This window comes from Halorubrum halodurans (assembly GCF_002252985.1).
Lineage (GTDB): Archaea > Halobacteriota > Halobacteria > Halobacteriales > Haloferacaceae > Halorubrum > Halorubrum halodurans.
The window spans coordinates 45,732-60,654 of sequence record NZ_NHPJ01000114.1 but is presented as its reverse complement, the minus strand read 5'-3'; the positions used below and the strand labels follow the sequence as shown (position 1 = coordinate 60,654).

Annotated in this window: 12 protein-coding genes; 5 read left to right on the top strand and 7 right to left on the bottom strand. The window is 56.4% G+C overall.

All coding sequences use genetic code 11. The features are described 5' to 3' along the window. Positions 1-97 precede the first annotated feature (97 nt). The 3 genes from DJ70_RS13300 to DJ70_RS13290 all read left to right on the top strand — a co-directional run bounded on the left by DJ70_RS13300 (position 98) and on the right by DJ70_RS13290 (position 3,557). Entirely contained in the window at positions 98-772 is a 675-nt protein-coding gene (locus DJ70_RS13300; RefSeq protein WP_094533774.1) for a MarR family transcriptional regulator, read from the top strand. 205 nt (positions 773-977) lie between these two features. After that, positions 978-1,301: a hypothetical protein gene (locus DJ70_RS13295; RefSeq protein WP_094533772.1), complete on the top strand. Its 324-nt coding sequence runs from the start codon at positions 978-980 to the stop codon at positions 1,299-1,301. Between the two features lie 801 nt (positions 1,302-2,102). Then, a complete protein-coding gene (locus DJ70_RS13290) occupies positions 2,103-3,557 on the top strand; it encodes an orc1/cdc6 family replication initiation protein (protein WP_094533770.1) in 1,455 nt (484 codons plus the stop codon). Between the two features lie 621 nt (positions 3,558-4,178). Here the strand turns inward: DJ70_RS13290 and DJ70_RS13285 are convergent. Then, positions 4,179-6,326 carry a type B DNA-directed DNA polymerase gene (locus DJ70_RS13285; RefSeq protein ID WP_094533768.1) on the bottom strand — a complete coding sequence of 716 codons (2,148 nt, stop codon included), beginning with the start codon at positions 6,324-6,326 and terminating at the stop codon, positions 4,179-4,181. Between the two features lie 542 nt (positions 6,327-6,868). On the opposite strand from DJ70_RS13285, the gene DJ70_RS13280 reads away from it, so the two are divergent. Further along, entirely contained in the window at positions 6,869-7,417 is a 549-nt protein-coding gene (locus DJ70_RS13280) for a winged helix-turn-helix domain-containing protein (protein ID WP_094533806.1), read from the top strand. A gap of 1,254 nt (positions 7,418-8,671) precedes the next feature. Here the strand turns inward: DJ70_RS13280 and DJ70_RS13270 are convergent. The 5 genes from DJ70_RS13270 to DJ70_RS13250 all read right to left on the bottom strand — a co-directional run bounded on the left by DJ70_RS13270 (position 8,672) and on the right by DJ70_RS13250 (position 12,158). Beyond that, positions 8,672-9,328: a ribonuclease H-like domain-containing protein gene (locus tag DJ70_RS13270; RefSeq protein ID WP_094533766.1), complete on the bottom strand. Its 657-nt coding sequence runs from the start codon at positions 9,326-9,328 to the stop codon at positions 8,672-8,674. Continuing rightward, complete coding sequence (locus DJ70_RS13265) at positions 9,325-9,642, bottom strand: hypothetical protein (RefSeq protein ID WP_094533764.1); 318 nt, start codon at positions 9,640-9,642, stop codon at positions 9,325-9,327. The genes DJ70_RS13270 and DJ70_RS13265 overlap by 4 nt, the downstream gene beginning before the upstream one ends. 2 nt (positions 9,643-9,644) lie before the next feature. Beyond that, entirely contained in the window at positions 9,645-10,583 is a 939-nt protein-coding gene (locus tag DJ70_RS13260) for a hypothetical protein (RefSeq protein ID WP_094533762.1), read from the bottom strand. Between the two features lie 209 nt (positions 10,584-10,792). Next, positions 10,793-11,479, bottom strand: a complete 687-nt coding sequence (locus DJ70_RS13255; RefSeq protein WP_094533760.1) for a hypothetical protein — start codon at positions 11,477-11,479, stop codon at positions 10,793-10,795. Between the two features lie 4 nt (positions 11,480-11,483). After that, complete coding sequence (locus tag DJ70_RS13250; RefSeq protein WP_094533802.1) at positions 11,484-12,158, bottom strand: helix-turn-helix domain-containing protein; 675 nt, start codon at positions 12,156-12,158, stop codon at positions 11,484-11,486. Positions 12,159-12,765: 607 nt separating this feature from the next. Between DJ70_RS13250 and DJ70_RS13245 the strand changes: the two genes are divergently transcribed. Beyond that, positions 12,766-14,157, top strand: coding sequence for an ATP-binding protein (locus DJ70_RS13245; protein ID WP_094533758.1), 1,392 nt, complete (start codon positions 12,766-12,768; stop codon positions 14,155-14,157). 72 nt (positions 14,158-14,229) lie between these two features. Here DJ70_RS13245 and DJ70_RS13240 read toward each other — a convergent pair whose 3' ends face one another. Beyond that, a complete protein-coding gene (locus DJ70_RS13240) occupies positions 14,230-14,865 on the bottom strand; it encodes a helix-turn-helix domain-containing protein (RefSeq protein ID WP_094533756.1) in 636 nt (211 codons plus the stop codon). Positions 14,866-14,923: the final 58 nt, after the last annotated feature.

Here is a 14,923-nt window from a genome sequence, read left to right as displayed (position 1 = left end):
GGGATCCTCTCGCTGTTCAAAGATAGGCCGTTCAGAACGGCATAGCCGAAAGTGTAGTAATCTATTTGACTGTTCCCAGAATATTGGTAATTATTAGATGTACGAACCGTTTGATGGGACGGCTGTTAGAGTGTTGCTCGCGGTCAATCCTGGAGATTCGATCCGAACGGTAGCCCAACATCTCCACACCCCCTACGAAACGGTTCGACAAGCAGTCAATCAACTAGAGGATGCAGGGTATCTTCGATATGGTGATGGACTGTTCGTGACCGACGATCGCGTCCGTAAGGCGGCACGAGACCTGCTGGCCACGAGTGCCGCCGTGAATCCACCGTCCATCGAAGAGGCGTACGTACTCCCACAGTTCGGTGACTGGCCCTTCGCCTTTACACAGGTGGACGCCGTCTACGTGTGGACCCAGGGCGGCTATCAGGTTGGTCGCGAGCCCGGAGACTACCCGCTCTTTCTTGCCGTCCTTGAGAAGGACATCGACGCTTGGCAGCGTTTTTTCGAACGATTTGGAATCCCGACAGGATTTGAGCGTCGACCGGAGGACTCGTTTGAAGGCCCTCTCCAAGTCGTCCTCGACGAGCGTTCCGTGCTCGACCCCGACCACGTCGAAGGATATCCAGTCATCTCTCGGCGCGAGACGTTAGCGTTCATGCGGGAGCATTATGCGACGTTTCAGTCGGCACTTGCTATGCTCAATCGTATGTACGACGATCTCGATCTCGACGTTTCCTACCGTGAGTCAGAAAGAGAATGCTCGTGAGTTTTCTCAGCAGCAATTGAATTATCGACCTCCTCCACGGTGAGGTTTAATTGATCGCTGTTGGTTTGACATCGACAGCGTTCCCGGGTTGCTATTTGTGAATAGTTTGCTATTCATACTCTTCAGCCCGTGACGGGGCGATATCTTATTAACCAACAAATCTATGCCGATACGGTCTTTGTTGGTTAACACGAGGCGACCGCTGATGTCCTACGAGCCACCGACGCCGCCGGCGGAACTCCCGACAGACCTCGTCAATACGCTCAACGAGTCCTCTTCTGAGCAGCTCCAGCACGTTGCCCGCTACGCTGAAGAGCTAGCTGAGCACAAAGCTCGCGAGGCCCGTCTCGAAGAGGACTCAGATGAAAGCGAAATCGAAGAACGTCCCGACGATCTGCCGGACGACGTCCCGGCGAAGGCCACGATCACGATCAAGGAGATTAACGACAACCGCTACTACTACTGGCAGTGGAGAGAGGGGGACAAGGTCACGTCCAAATATAAACGGCCAGTCAATCCGGACGAATGAGGGGGTCAATACATCCGATTATCGATTTCTCACACCCCGTGTGCTATTTGATTTTGGTGCACTTGGAAAAGTGGTGACTACACACCCCTCGTCCAGAGTGAAAACAGTAGGAACGAGAAAGAATTTGAGATTAGATTAAGCCGTTAATAGTCGATAGAGCCGTTTTCAGGCACGAACAGTCGAACAGGGTTCCACAGTTGAAGCATGGTTTTTCTATTTGAGACAGACCACACCCCTGATCACGAGTGTATCCACTGATAGGTTCTCATCACACACCCCGTGTGCAAAGTGTAAATGTGCCGTATTCCGACGGTAGAGAGTTATTAGGCTGGTTTTGTATATTGAATATAGCCTACAATCGGTGGGATGACACAGACGTACTGGACTCCGTGTAAGAGATGAATTGAGTAACAAGTCGAGCGGGAACACCCTGTGTGCAAAATGAAATCCGAACGGTGAACATCAAGAGAGTCGGAGACTGAACCGATTTTCACTTCGATGACGGGGGGATGGTCGACCCTGCGTTTACACTTCGATGACGGGGGGTGTCAGACGTGCGGCTTGCACTTCGATGATGGGGGTGGAACAACTAAGTCCAATCACAGATGCGCAAATTCACATGAGGGCCGCCGATTTTGCGTTACACATCGATGACGGGGGGTCTCCCACCGGATGTACTTCGGTGTCGGTTGTAACTAACGAGCCGGGAAAACGCCGAATTCAGGCGAAATATTCGATACAGCGGACGAATAAACATCGACGGAGGTTAATCTTTTTAATGCTCCGGCGTACAGCAGGCATATGGCCGGTAGTGATCAAGAAGGGGCGGACCAATCCACCCTTGATGAAGAAACTAGTTCTACATCGGATGGACAGCAGTTAGAATCCGCCCGTGAGGATGCTGCCGGAGACGCAAGCCAAAATCAGGGATCGACCGAAGAGACCGCTCAGCGGTCGATCCGTGATATGCTCGATGATGAAGGGGAGGCATCGGTGTTTGTCAACCGGGACCTCGTTGAGCCTGACACGATTATCGATGAGGAGCGAATCGTCGGCCGTGACGACCAGCTCGAGTCCGTCGTCTCATTTCTGAAGCCGACTCTCCAAGGAAATCGACCACCGAATATGCTGCTGTACGGTCCCGCAGGGACAGGTAAGTCACTCATCATCGGGGCCGTCACGCAACAGATCATCGAGCTCTGTCAATCCAAAGGCGAACGTTTCGGCGTTGTCGATATCAACTGCCAACCAATCAATACGCTCGATCAGGCCGTCTACGAACTCGTCCAAACTGTCGCCCAGGACGTTGGTACTGAAGTCGGAGTTCCAGAGACCGGCGTATCGACGAAGCGTAAGTACCGACGTCTGTACGAACTCATCAACGAGTACTACGATTCGGTTATCTTCATTCTCGACGAAATCGATCTCTTGGTCGGTCGACGCGAAAACGACGAACCCGCATACTCGAAGCTTCTCTATCAGCTATCGCGTGCGAGCAACACGAACGAAATCGAAGGTCGCGTGTCCGTCGCAGCGCTGACGAACGATCCAAAATTCATGGAAGATATCGACGGGCGTGCCGAGAGTTCATTCAATCCACGTGACATCTATTTCCCTGACTACGACGCAAACCAGCTGCGCGAAATTCTCGAAAATCGACGCGATGCGTTCCGTCAACATGCTCTCGAGGACGACGTGATTCCACTCGTGGCGGCGTTCGCTGCACAAAGTCACGGTGACGCACGGAAGGCGATCGACCTGTTCCGCGGGGCTGGTGACCTCGCAGACGAACGGGGAGATGAAGTGGTCACGGAGGACCACGTCCGAGAATCTCAGGAGGAGATTGACAAAGACCGGTCGCTGAAGCTCGTTGAGGGGCTTACGACACAAAAGAAGATTTCACTGTACGCAACTGCAGCCGTTGCGTATCACTCGAGCCGGACGGGAAGCTCCGTCCCAAGCCCGGTTGGATTCAAAGTCTATCAGTGGGTGACGAACGAGCTCGATGCAGATCAGATGACTCGTGAGACGTACGTCAAATATGTCAAAGAACTCTCGACGTACGGGTTGATTTCAACATCCCGGAAAAGCCGCGGACGAGGTGGCGGGATGTATATGGAGTTCACATTCACGGGCGATCCTGAAGCGATGATGACCCGGATCGTCGATGATACACGCCTGGAAGGAATAGCCCAGCAGGGAGAACTCCTGAGTTCAGTCGTGAATGCTCAACTGAAAGAATTTCACGAGGAGTGAGGTCCGGTCGAGCATCCGATGGAGAACACACCCCCCGTGTTCGATGTGTAAAGTCGAGATAGGAGCGGGACAGAATTCGAGAGAGTCCTGAACTGTGATCGGTGAGTCAGAGAACATGAACCAGCCGCTTCCACACCGGATCCTCCTAACGGACTGGAAATGAGATCAAGCCACGAAGTCTCTTGACCCCCACCCCCCATCATCGATGTGTAAACAGAAGGGGGTGGAAGGGGGAACTAACGTGGAGCAAATCATGAAAGTCGGGTTTGACACCACGAGACGGTTGAAAACAAGAGAGATCGTGTATGAAGACGAGAGGCGTGGTGGAGCCATCCGTGTTCGGTTAGTCGAAGTTTCACTTCTCCTAACCTTCACATTTAATTCCAGTACGGGTCCGGTTATAACGCACTATATATAAAACTTCGTCAGACAATATGCATTGCTTACGAGAATATAGATTCGACCGCTGAGGCGTCCTGCTTCGTGTTTGTGGTCTCATCGCCGGTTTTCGCCGTTCTCCGCTCGTCACCCCCCTCCCTCCTCTCATGGTTTTACACATCGATGACGGGGGGAGGGAGTGTGACCGTGGTTCTCTGTTAGAAACTATTCGCTGATCGGTCACTAGAAATCGGTTAGCTCTGGCTCACGTGTCCCTGCAAGCTCTTGTTGAATCTCCGTCCGATCCCAGCCAAGCGGTGCCAGCACACTCTCGACAGCTCTGACGAGTTCCGTCTCGTAGTACGACGCATCGTACGACGCTATCTCCTCGTGGGCTAACGCGACTCGCTCTCGCGAGCTTTTCTCGTCGTCGACGACCACGTACTCGATGTCCTGACCGGGGTGAATAGCGAGGTCCTGCTCGCGAGCCCGTTTCAACGCGGCCACGTTTTGGGTATTCTGTGAGTAGCCTTCCAGCGGCTTGGAGACCCGATTCCGTTCGACGAGCTGCTCGACCGGTACCGTTCCAGCGTGGAGCCGCTTGATTGCGTCTTGGAGACAGTCGAGTACGGCGTCCGGTGACCGTGTGGCATCGAGCCGGTCGAGACAGTCCCGCTGGACGGCCTCGATGAACGGCGGGGTCGAGCGCTGCCGGGCTTCGATGCCCCTGATCTTGAACTCGTCGTCGCCGGCGACCTTCCCGAAGTACTTCGTCAACGCCCCGGCGTCGCTCTCGCGCTGCGGCACGAACGCCACCCAGTCGTAGTGGGCTTCGTGTTCGAGCCGGATTTCGACCTCTTCCGTGATTGCCGTCGCGAGCGTCTCGAGGTCCTCGCGACCCTCGTCGTCGACGTCGGGATCCGGGGTCACCCAGATAGAGTCGACGATGCCGTGGACGACACGCCAGCCGCCGTCCTCCAGCTGCTGTTTCGCCGTTAGTAGGATCTCACGAGCGAACGCGTTGATTGCTTCGTGGCACTCAATGCGGCCGAACTTCGCGTTGCTGAACCCCTGGTAGCCAAAGCAGGCGACCAGGATCCACTTTAGCGCGCCCGACCGCCCCTCAAGTTCCGCTAGGCGATCCTCGTCGGGGTCATCCCGAGCCTTCTCGCGACGGATGGCCGCCTTGATCTCGTCGCGAGCGTCGATGATCGGCTGGAGGACGTCGACGAGGTAGCCTTGGTCGTCACAAATTGAGTACCCGAGGCCGGGGACGTCGTCGCGGTCGCTGTGGCAGTCACACCGAATGACGTCCGGTGAGACGTTTCGCGTACAGATGATATTCGGATACAATGAGGAGAAGTCGAGTTCGTGGACGTTCTCGTGGAGGCCGACCTCGGGCGCGAAGATGAAGCCGCCACGGTCGGCGTCGTGGAGCGTCCCCATCGGCTTGTAGAACTCGTGTCGCCAGGAGTTCCACGGGACGAGGACACCGCGGTCGTGGGCCTCGCAGATCTGGATCGCAGTGAGGACGTTCCCGATCGACGCCCACGCGAGCTCCTGGACGGGCTTGTTTGAGCGCGACACAAGGTCGAGGACGCCGTCGAGGTTTGTCTCCCCGTAGAAGAACGTGTTTGACTCGACGATGATCGCGCGGCCGGGCACGTTGTACCGCGCCGGCGAGTGGCCGACGCGGCCGTAGCTCGAGTACGTCGACCGGCTCGCGAGCTGCTGGTAGTCGACGTCCGGCCACCGACTCAGCGAGAAGTCGTCGACGCCGGCAGCCGTCGCCATCTCGTACAGCGTCGGGACGATCTCGCTCGTCGAGCAGACGAGGATGTCTGGGTCGTGTGTCTCGATCGCCGCTTGAACGGTGGTGAGGATGTCTCCTGCTGACCCGGTTACAGTCTCGCCGGAAATTGTGAGCTCGCTGTACGTGTCTTGGCCTGTCTCGGTTACAGGAATACCGAGCCGGAGCGTCGACAGTTCCGCCGTCGGCGTTGGATCGCGATTCGTCTCCAGACAGTAGCGAAACTCCCGTGAGAAATCGACGTTGAAGCAGGCAAGATCCCCGACTGGATAGGCCGACAGCTGGCGCGCTTGCCGGGCGAGTGGGGTGACGCGGTCGATGTGGGCAACGTCGACCGCGAGAACGGCCTCCTCGTCCCGTCGAAAGCCGGGCCGGAGGGATACGATCTCGGTTGCGACGACATCCGGATGTCGTTCATATTGTGTACGAAGTTGTGTGGGATCGATGTCGGTGTCAGGGTCACGTGCTGCGACGTAAAACCGGGGCGTGTAGTCGTCGCGTTCGGTCGCGGTCGCGCCGTCGTTGGTCGCCTCCCACTCGAGGACGCGACCATCGTCAAGGAAATCAATTGTGAACGGCATTTCGTAAGTCACCCACCTACCATTCTATACACCGAAATCTCGCATAATCGCGGGCGTGTCTGTTCCGGATTTCGGGAAATGGAGATTGTATCGACAAGAACAGCGGACTCTCGCGGATTCGCTCTGTTAACCCTACTTCCAGAATAGTTTCCGAGTTTGTTAGCTGAACATCCGGTAGCGCGTTAACCAACAGATCGGCCGTTTCACAGATGTTTGTTGGTTAAGACTGCTCGCTCTTATGTAGAAACGCGGAAAGACGCAGTAGAGCGGCTGTTAGTGTGCTTTCTCGGCAAAGTGAATTCTGTCGAGACCGGCCGTCAAACAGCTCCTCAAACACATAACTCTCATCGGCGATCGATCGTTTTCCGCAGCTCTACACAAGAGCGAGACTGCTGTGGATAGTCCTTCATCTCTTGGATTTGGTGATCAATATACTACCCCACAGATTATTATACCGCTCTCCCGTTGGTTGGCACATAATGTCCGAGGAGCCGTCCCCGCCCCACCGAATGAGCCCGGATGGCGGCACTGAACACCGTGACGTGAACGATGTCGTCGAAGAGGAATGGATCGAGGAGACGACGCCCTTTGAACGAGTGTACGAAGTCATCTCTCGTGTGTACGATCCGCTGTCTGCAGCACAGATCGCCGAGCGTGCCCGCGTCTCACCGACCACGGCGCGAAAGCACCTGCGAACGCTCGAGAGCGCTGGTGAGGTAACGACGTCACAGGATGGTCAGACGACGCACTACCGACGGTCGGAAACCGCTATCGTCACCGAACACGCCCAGTCGATCCTCGCGGAACGGACGCCCGAAGAGATCGCGTCCGGTATCGCTGATATGAAGGCGCAAATACAGGCGTGGCGCGAGGAATACGGTGTCGACTCGCCCGAGGAATTCGCCCGAGAACTGGATATCCGCGACGCCGACGGTGACCACGGGGCGCTCCTCACAGAATGGCAAACGACGCGACGCAACCTCGCGCTCGCACAGGCAACACTCGCGATCGGTGAAGTGAGTCAAACTGGTCACCTTACCGGGACGGACACAGATGACGATGGTAATGGCGATACATCCATCGTCGTATGACTGACGACGGAGACCCCGCTCACCATATTCAGCCAGACGAGCAGTCTGAGGTATTTGGTCCTATCGACGCTGGGGCATTACGGGAAATACGAGACCTGTTTGCGGACCTCGAGCCGCTGGTCCAGACCGCGTCATTGGACGACCCGCTGAATCCACAAACACTTTCGGTTGAACTATCTGACGGCGTCGGAGCGGCGGCAACCGCCCGGATAGACGTCCGGTGGAGTCTCACCGGAAACTACGCCGCACACTACACAGATGCCCGAGACCGAAATTTTCGGTTCGACTGCCATCCGAAACCCGACGCGCCGCGCCGACACTTCCATTCACCTCCCGATGCGCCAAGCCGCCCCGTTGACCCGTCCTGTATATCTGTGTCCGAGACAAGCCTCGTGACACGAGCGATTCTCCAGCGGTGGCGATACGCCTACACCAATGGAACATTCGAGGGACTCAATGACGCAGAAAATCCGCCATGATAGAGATACAAGCGCATACCTCTGTCTTTAGGCGGAGGTCAAGCGACACTCGGATTTGTTTTCTCCGTAATTTTATTACGGTGATGTACGTTATAGTAAGTAGTACGGAATCGGTGAGATGCCGACCCGAACCACAAGGGGCGGTGAACTGCGGTGGTTCACCCGGCAATGACACGGATTCCGATGGGGCGTTGTTGACCGCGCCACAGCCCTATAAAGGGGAGAAAACGAGAGTTTCGCCCGTATGTTTGCGGGTTCCCCTTGAGTGCGGGTTGGAACCAAAAGGCATCGACAGCCCGAATCCGGTGGACGGATTCCACGTCTTTCAGGGCGTGGAGGAGGTCAAATCTTCCTCGCTGTTTAGAGACTACATGGTGTGTATGTAGTGCGAACCGAGGTTAATTTTCGGGAGATAGTGATCGCTCAGTACAGGGTACATATTTCGCACTCTGGTCAGTAGTGTATTGACACGGGGTTCGTTACAATTACAGCAGTTTCAGACGGGGCTTGTTGTAGTGAAGCAGAGGATAGTACACTTGGATGATGGCCAGCTGCTAGGTCCTGTTAGTATGGCCTATAGCTGAATTCGCAGCCACACTGAGAAGCTGATTCAGCTGAAAGTAGCTGAAAGAAACGAAGCCGCTGCGCTGACTGTACGCTCTGTATCTCGCAAGGCGTTCCTAACAGAATTGGGAAAGGAGTAGACTGGCTGTAGTATGTAATTTCCCTGTACTGAGCGATTGAAGATAAAATATCAAATCTAGAGTATTTCAAGTTACCAGCCACTCATCACCGGTTCAAGTGACTTCATCGAAAAATCTGATTTCGAACAGTACCGCTCCGCAACGTCCATCAGCGCTCGAGTGCGCCGTATATCGGCGACGTTGTGGAGTACGACCGCTTCGAAATCACCAGTCTCCCACGCGTTGACCGCTTCGCTACTTTCTTCAAATGGATCGACAGTACCGTGGCCGGAAGCCACGAGCTCGTCATACACTCCAGTGAGGCTGTTCTCGCTCGTGTTGAATCGTGAGGAGAAGACCTCCATCACGTCGATGTACGGCAGCTCGGTGAACGGCCACTCGCGTTCATGATGACTTAACCGCGTTCGAAGAAATGGCAGATCGAATCCGCCCTTCCAGGTTTCCCCATTATACGCTACGAGTTTGACATCTCGCTGTGCGATCGTGGTATCGACGAACGTCTTGACGGCGTCCAACAGCGCGCCCTCATCGTCATGAACAGAGAGCGTCACTGGCGTAGTGAGATGGTCGTTCACGCGTTCTTCGATATCTGAAGCACACGCACTCCCGGCTGTATTGAGGAACACTCGCGAGCCGACCTCGGCGTCGAAGCCGACGACGGTCAGCTGGTCCGTTGTCGAAAACCCCGTTGTCTCGATGTCGAATGCGATCGTCGCGAGTGTACTCACTGGGGTTCCTCGCTGGTTTCTTCATCGGATACTTGTGTATCGGTGCGCTGTTCGTCGAGCCGGTGTTCGAGCGCTTTGAGGCGTTCCTCGTGGTCTTCCAATGTGGCCTCCTGTTCGAGATCGATACTGAACAGCGCCGGCACCAGCGGGTTCTGGTGGTTCAACAGCCCGCTCGCGTCGGCGTGCTCGCGGGCGTACTCGAACAGCCGGTCGAAGCGTGGTTGGTCGTGACGACGGAGTGCCCGACGGAACTCCGCCCAGCGCTCTTCGATAGCCCGCAGTGCATCCCGATATGTCAGGTTCGTGCGTCCCATTGTTAGCGCCCCCCAGATGCTGTCCACGCATCGAGGAGCGGACTTGCGGTGAGCGACGTCGTCTCGCCGTCAGTGGTCACGCCTGTTCCGACACCTGGCGGACTCGACGTCGACGACGGGGGTGTCGCCGGTTCGAGCCCGACCTGTGTCGCCCGCGTAGCGAGCAGCTGTCGCCAGTAGGCGAACGTGGTCTGGTAGTACGCACCGTCATCAACGGGATAGACGAGTGTCTCGAACTCGTCACCGACGAGTCGCGGCCCCATCCGGGTTTGCTCACACTCAAGATGATGATTAGCGGCCGTCGCGACCGGTGCTGTGAACTCATCGATTGTACTCCGAGTCACGAGTACCGGGATGTCGTAGCCGTCGGCGTACGTCGCTAGTCGGGCAAGGGTTCTCGCTTGGAGTGTTTCCGCGTGCTGTTCCCTGAGTGTGTCATCGCTGCGATACTGGGCGTCGACAGCCGGTGCGACGATGAGCGACGGGGTGTGTGGAGACGAGTTTTCGTTTTGTACCGTTGACTGTCGACCGGATGTGTCGGTGACAGCGGTCGATTTCTGGATGCTCTGGTTTACTGTCGTCGGGAGATCGTCGACAGCGCCGTAGTGCTGGTACGCGGTAAATCCGCGTGCGACGTGGATCCGGTCGAGCAACCGCTGGCTCGGTGTGATCTGAGCCAACGTTGTCGTTGTCGCGTGGCCGTTCGCATCAACCCAGAAGGCGGGCCCGTCGTGTAGGAGGAGATGGTCGAGCACGAGCGACTGGAGGATCGGGACGCCGCGGCCTCCCTCGACGTCGAGCAGCGTGATGCCGTCGTTGAGTGATGGCAACAACATCTCGTCCGTACCCGGATCGGCCTGGTCAGCAAGGGGCCGATTGCGGTCTGCGCCCCGAGTTGGCTGGTCCACTGCCAACCGATTCGACGTTGAGTGTTCTTCCATACTCGACTAATTGTCTATATTCCCGATAAGCCGCGGCGTGGCGCTTCCGTGTTTCAGGGAAGGGCCGAGACAGATGGTAGCCTGCCCTCAGTCGTCGTATCTCTGTGGGCGATTGACTGTTTCCGAGAACGTTTCCAGCGACCGAATTCACCCGGCGGCAAATACTTAACCAACAAAATGGTGTTCCGTGTAGTCTGTTGGTTAATCTCTCACAGTTGATCTCGCTGCTTGGACAGAAAGGAAACGAGATCGTTAACCGCATCTACTGGCAGTTCCTCTTGTTGGAAGACTCCCTTGAACGAGTCTTCGAACCCATCCTCTTCGAGTTGATCCAAGACCATCTCGATCTGTCTATCGAGCTTCTCTGGGTCGCCCCGATGGACGTGTCGCTCGATGCGGTCAAAATCCGCACGCAAGCTAATCACGACGAGGTCACGGGTATCAGCCTTTCGCCCGCTGTGGAGTTTCATCGCGAACAGAAGGGCCGGTTCCGGGATTCGCCCGTCGAGGTCTTCGGCGACGTCAAGTGATTCAATCGTACTGTGTTCGTGAAGATAGCGATATGACCACTCTGCGTCCGTCTGTCGACACCCCATCGCATCTACGAGTGCCTCGAACTTGATTTTGTTTTCTCCGACATGCTTCGTGTACTGGATCATTCGGCCGTCGTACTCGTTCGAGACATCCTGCTCGAACTGTTTCTCGTATCCGAGGTCACGAAGAAGCGTATCGTAGTCGTCGAGTGCAGTATCTGGAATTACGGTGTCGATATCGGTCGTGAACCGTGTTTGGAATGCGGACACTGCCCAACCGCCAACGAGAACGTACGGCAGATCGGCATCCTGTACCGCGCGGTGGGTGTTGATAAGTTCGGATTGTCGCTCGGGAAGACTCATTCCATCATCTCTGTTCGTTCGCACTCATGGCACTGTGATGTGACGCATCGATGTCCCTGTCGTACTCGTCGGCGATGATCTCCAAGGCGGGCTCATACGCTGGCCGATTCTCCATCATCTGGCTGACGGTATCGTCCAACCGGATGACGGGGTTGCCGTCGACCCACTCGGCGTCGATATCGCCGGTCTTGGGGAACAACACGTAGTGGACGTTCCCATCGACGTCGCTGGCGTCCGGGCGCTCGTTGATCGTTGTATCGACGCCAAACTGCTGGAAGAACGCAATCCATCGTTCGACGTCACGATCGTGTACTTCGATGAACACCGGATAGTCGTCGTGGCTCCGCGCGATCTGGAAGCCGCCGTGTGTCCAGACGTATGCCGCGTCAATTTCTGTGTACGCGAACTCCATTCCGGCGAAGTGTGGAATGACGTACGCATCTTCCTGAGAGATGGTATCCCGGCTGTACAACGCAGCCATCATCTCGGCGTACTGCTGGCGCATCTCATGATCGACGATCTGGATTCCATTATCGGTATTAGCGATAATTTTTGCGTCATCTAATCGCTCAATCCAGTCGTATACCCACGAGTACGAGACGTCGATCTTGCTCGCGATACGATTGATAGAATCGCCACGCTGGACCGCTAAAACAATTTTCGCAGCGGTGGCATCCATTAACTCGTTCATTATTGAAATCACCTCCTGCTCGTGCTGTCGTTTTTGCTTCTAGCTATCTCTAAAGAGATACCAATACATAGAACTTCCGCCTAAATCGGCTACCTGCGGGACGCACGTACGCGACCCTTTCCGGTCACTACATCGGCGACGTAGCTGCCGAGTCGACGACCTCGTCGCTCAGGACGTCGTCGAGTGACGGCAGCAGCATCTCGTCCGTGGCTGGATCGGCTTGATCTGTCAAGCCTAGATTGCGGTCAGCGCCCCGTGTCGGCTTGTCAGCCGCCATTCGATTCGATGGTGGGTGGTCTCCCATACTCCATAAGCGGCGGCGCGGCGCTTCCGGACTTCCAGAAAAGAATGTACCAGACGCCAATTCGAACTCTGTCACCGGATCTTGAGGAGTGGTAGACTGTTTCCAAGACTCTTTCCGAGGTGGCCGTCGCCTTTGATCGCCGAATTAACCAACATTTCGGTATGTCCCGGCAGATTGTTGGTTAATTTAGTATCCTCATTGTTCCGAGCCCGTCGATAATATCCCTAGATATGATATTCCAGAATATGATTATTCAGAATATTTTTATCATACACCCACTAATTCAGCGCCATGACAGACTTCGTGAACCGCTCGGAGGAGTTAGATCGGCTTCACGGCCTGTTTGACTCGGAGACCGCGGATCTCGCTGTCGTGTACGGGCGGCGGCGGCTGGGAAAGACGAGACTCGTCAAGAAGGCGCTTGAGGGACGAGAGAACGCGGTCTTCTATCAGGCACGACAGAAGACGCGGGAGCTCCAACTGGAACAGTTTGTCGAGGCTGCGGCCGACACTGTTCCTGGTATCGAAGATATCCGTCCTGATTGGGAGCGCCTGTTCCGGTATCTGGCCGACCGGAATGCGATCGTCGTCCTTGACGAGTTTCCGTACCTGATTGAACAGGACGAGAGCCTCCCGTCGGTGTTACAGGCCCTGTTCGACCACGAGTTCGACGAGTCGGAGACGACGTTCGTGCTTGTCGGGTCGTCGATCAGCATGATGGAGGAAGCGACGCTGCTCGGAGACAGTCCGCTATACGGGCGGACATCCTTGACACTCGACATCCGTGAACTCTCGTTTGACGCCGCGACGGAGTTTTTCCCGGATGATACGACGGCGGACGAGGCCGTGCGTACGTGGAGCGTGTTCGGTGGTGTTCCCTACTACCTTGAGGAACTCGACGCGGATCGGTCTCTCGGCGAGAACATCCAGCAGACGGTGTTAACTCGCCACGGATCGCTCCGTAACGAGCCGGAGTACGTTCTCCGGATGGAACTAACGGAGCCGACGCGCTACTTCTCGATCCTCGAAGCGATCGCTGGCGGAGCGACAGGCCGCAACGAGATTGCTGGCGTGACAGGTATCGACTACAACCAGCTGTCGACGTATCTGGATCGGCTCTCTCGGCTCCGACTCATTGAACGGCATGTGCCGGTGACTGAGAAACCTGAACGATCCAAGCGGAGTCAGTACCGACTTCGGGATCCCCTGTTCCGATTCTGGTTCCGATTCTTGTACGGGAGTGCGGATCGTTACGACCAGTTCGGTGAGGAGGCCTATGACCGACTCGTCGACCCCGAGCTGGCCGATTTCGTCGCTCCTGCTTTCGAGCAACTGTGCTGTGAGGCCCTGTGGACCCTGTACGACGGAACGCCGATCGTCGATGTTGGGCAGTGGTGGTATCAGGACCACGAGATCGACGTCGTCGGGCTCACTGACGAAGACACGCTCGTCGTCGGCGAGTGTAAGTATCAGGAATCACCACTCGACTACGGCGCGCTGGCATCGCTGGAGACGCACGTCGAGGAACTCCGGTGGCAGCCGTCGGGCGGTGGCTCGCGAACCGTCGAATACGCGCTGTTCTCCCGGAGTGGATTTACCGACAGTATCCGCGACGCCGCCCGTAAGCGCGACGATGTTCGTCTCTATACGATCGACGACGTCGTCGCCGCGCTTGGAGAGTGATGCGATCCAGACGCATTCTGTGGATTCGGCAGGCAGATCAGCGCAAAGAATTGTGACGAACCTACCCGCTCGTCACTCGGCCTTCACGTCGGTCAGATACCACGCAATAAGCCGAGCCTGTGCCCGGCGGACGATCCCGCTCGCGGTCGACTTGTCCACACCGACCGCGTCGGCGAGATCCGCCAGCGTACACTCTCGCGGGACCTCAAAGTACCCCTCTCTGAGGCCGGCGGCGAGGAGTTCCTCTTGTCGGCGTGTGAGGAGTCGGTCTGCCTGCTTCTTGTTTACCTTTGAGAGGAGTTCGTACTCGGTCCCGCTCGATTCTAGCGCCTTCCGGAGCTGGTCGAACTCCTCGCGAGTACCGGTCAGGTCGAACTCGTAGAACCCGTTCCGAACTTCGATCGGAAACTCAGGCGGGAACCCTCCGGACTCGACGAATGCGTAGAGGTCGACGTCGGTCGTCTCGTACGTCGCGAGGAGCCGGTCATCGGTACGTTCCAACACCTCGTACGCGTCGATCGCATCGTGCTCACGAAACGCTGTTGCGACCGACCCAGGAGTTCGAGCCAGCACCTCACCGAGTTCTTTTGCGGTGGCGCCGCTGCGGACGCCGGATAGCAGGCGAAAGGTCGCATCAGGAAATGCCTCCGACAGGTCAGTGATGTACAGGTCTGGGGGGAGGCGAATGCGGAATCGAGCGTCAATCATGCTGGTTACTGCCGCTTCGACAGATACCAACATGTTGGGGTCACGCACACATGAATCG

What these genes read in the sequence shown, in the direction of transcription:
- DJ70_RS13240 (WP_094533756.1), bottom strand. Translation starts at nt 14,865, where the DNA reads ATGATTGACGCTCGATTCCGCATTCGCCTCCCCCCAGACCTGTACATC.
- DJ70_RS13265 (WP_094533764.1), bottom strand. Translation starts at nt 9,642, where the DNA reads ATGGGACGCACGAACCTGACATATCGGGATGCACTGCGGGCTATCGAA.
- DJ70_RS13250 (WP_094533802.1), bottom strand. Translation starts at nt 12,158, where the DNA reads ATGGATGCCACCGCTGCGAAAATTGTTTTAGCGGTCCAGCGTGGCGAT.
- DJ70_RS13295 (WP_094533772.1), top strand. Translation starts at nt 978, where the DNA reads ATGTCCTACGAGCCACCGACGCCGCCGGCGGAACTCCCGACAGACCTC.
- DJ70_RS13255 (WP_094533760.1), bottom strand. Translation starts at nt 11,479, where the DNA reads ATGAGTCTTCCCGAGCGACAATCCGAACTTATCAACACCCACCGCGCG.
- DJ70_RS13300 (WP_094533774.1), top strand. Translation starts at nt 98, where the DNA reads ATGTACGAACCGTTTGATGGGACGGCTGTTAGAGTGTTGCTCGCGGTC.
- DJ70_RS13245 (WP_094533758.1), top strand. Translation starts at nt 12,766, where the DNA reads ATGACAGACTTCGTGAACCGCTCGGAGGAGTTAGATCGGCTTCACGGC.
- DJ70_RS13285 (WP_094533768.1), bottom strand. Translation starts at nt 6,326, where the DNA reads ATGCCGTTCACAATTGATTTCCTTGACGATGGTCGCGTCCTCGAGTGG.
- DJ70_RS13260 (WP_094533762.1), bottom strand. Translation starts at nt 10,583, where the DNA reads ATGGAAGAACACTCAACGTCGAATCGGTTGGCAGTGGACCAGCCAACT.
- DJ70_RS13290 (WP_094533770.1), top strand. Translation starts at nt 2,103, where the DNA reads ATGGCCGGTAGTGATCAAGAAGGGGCGGACCAATCCACCCTTGATGAA.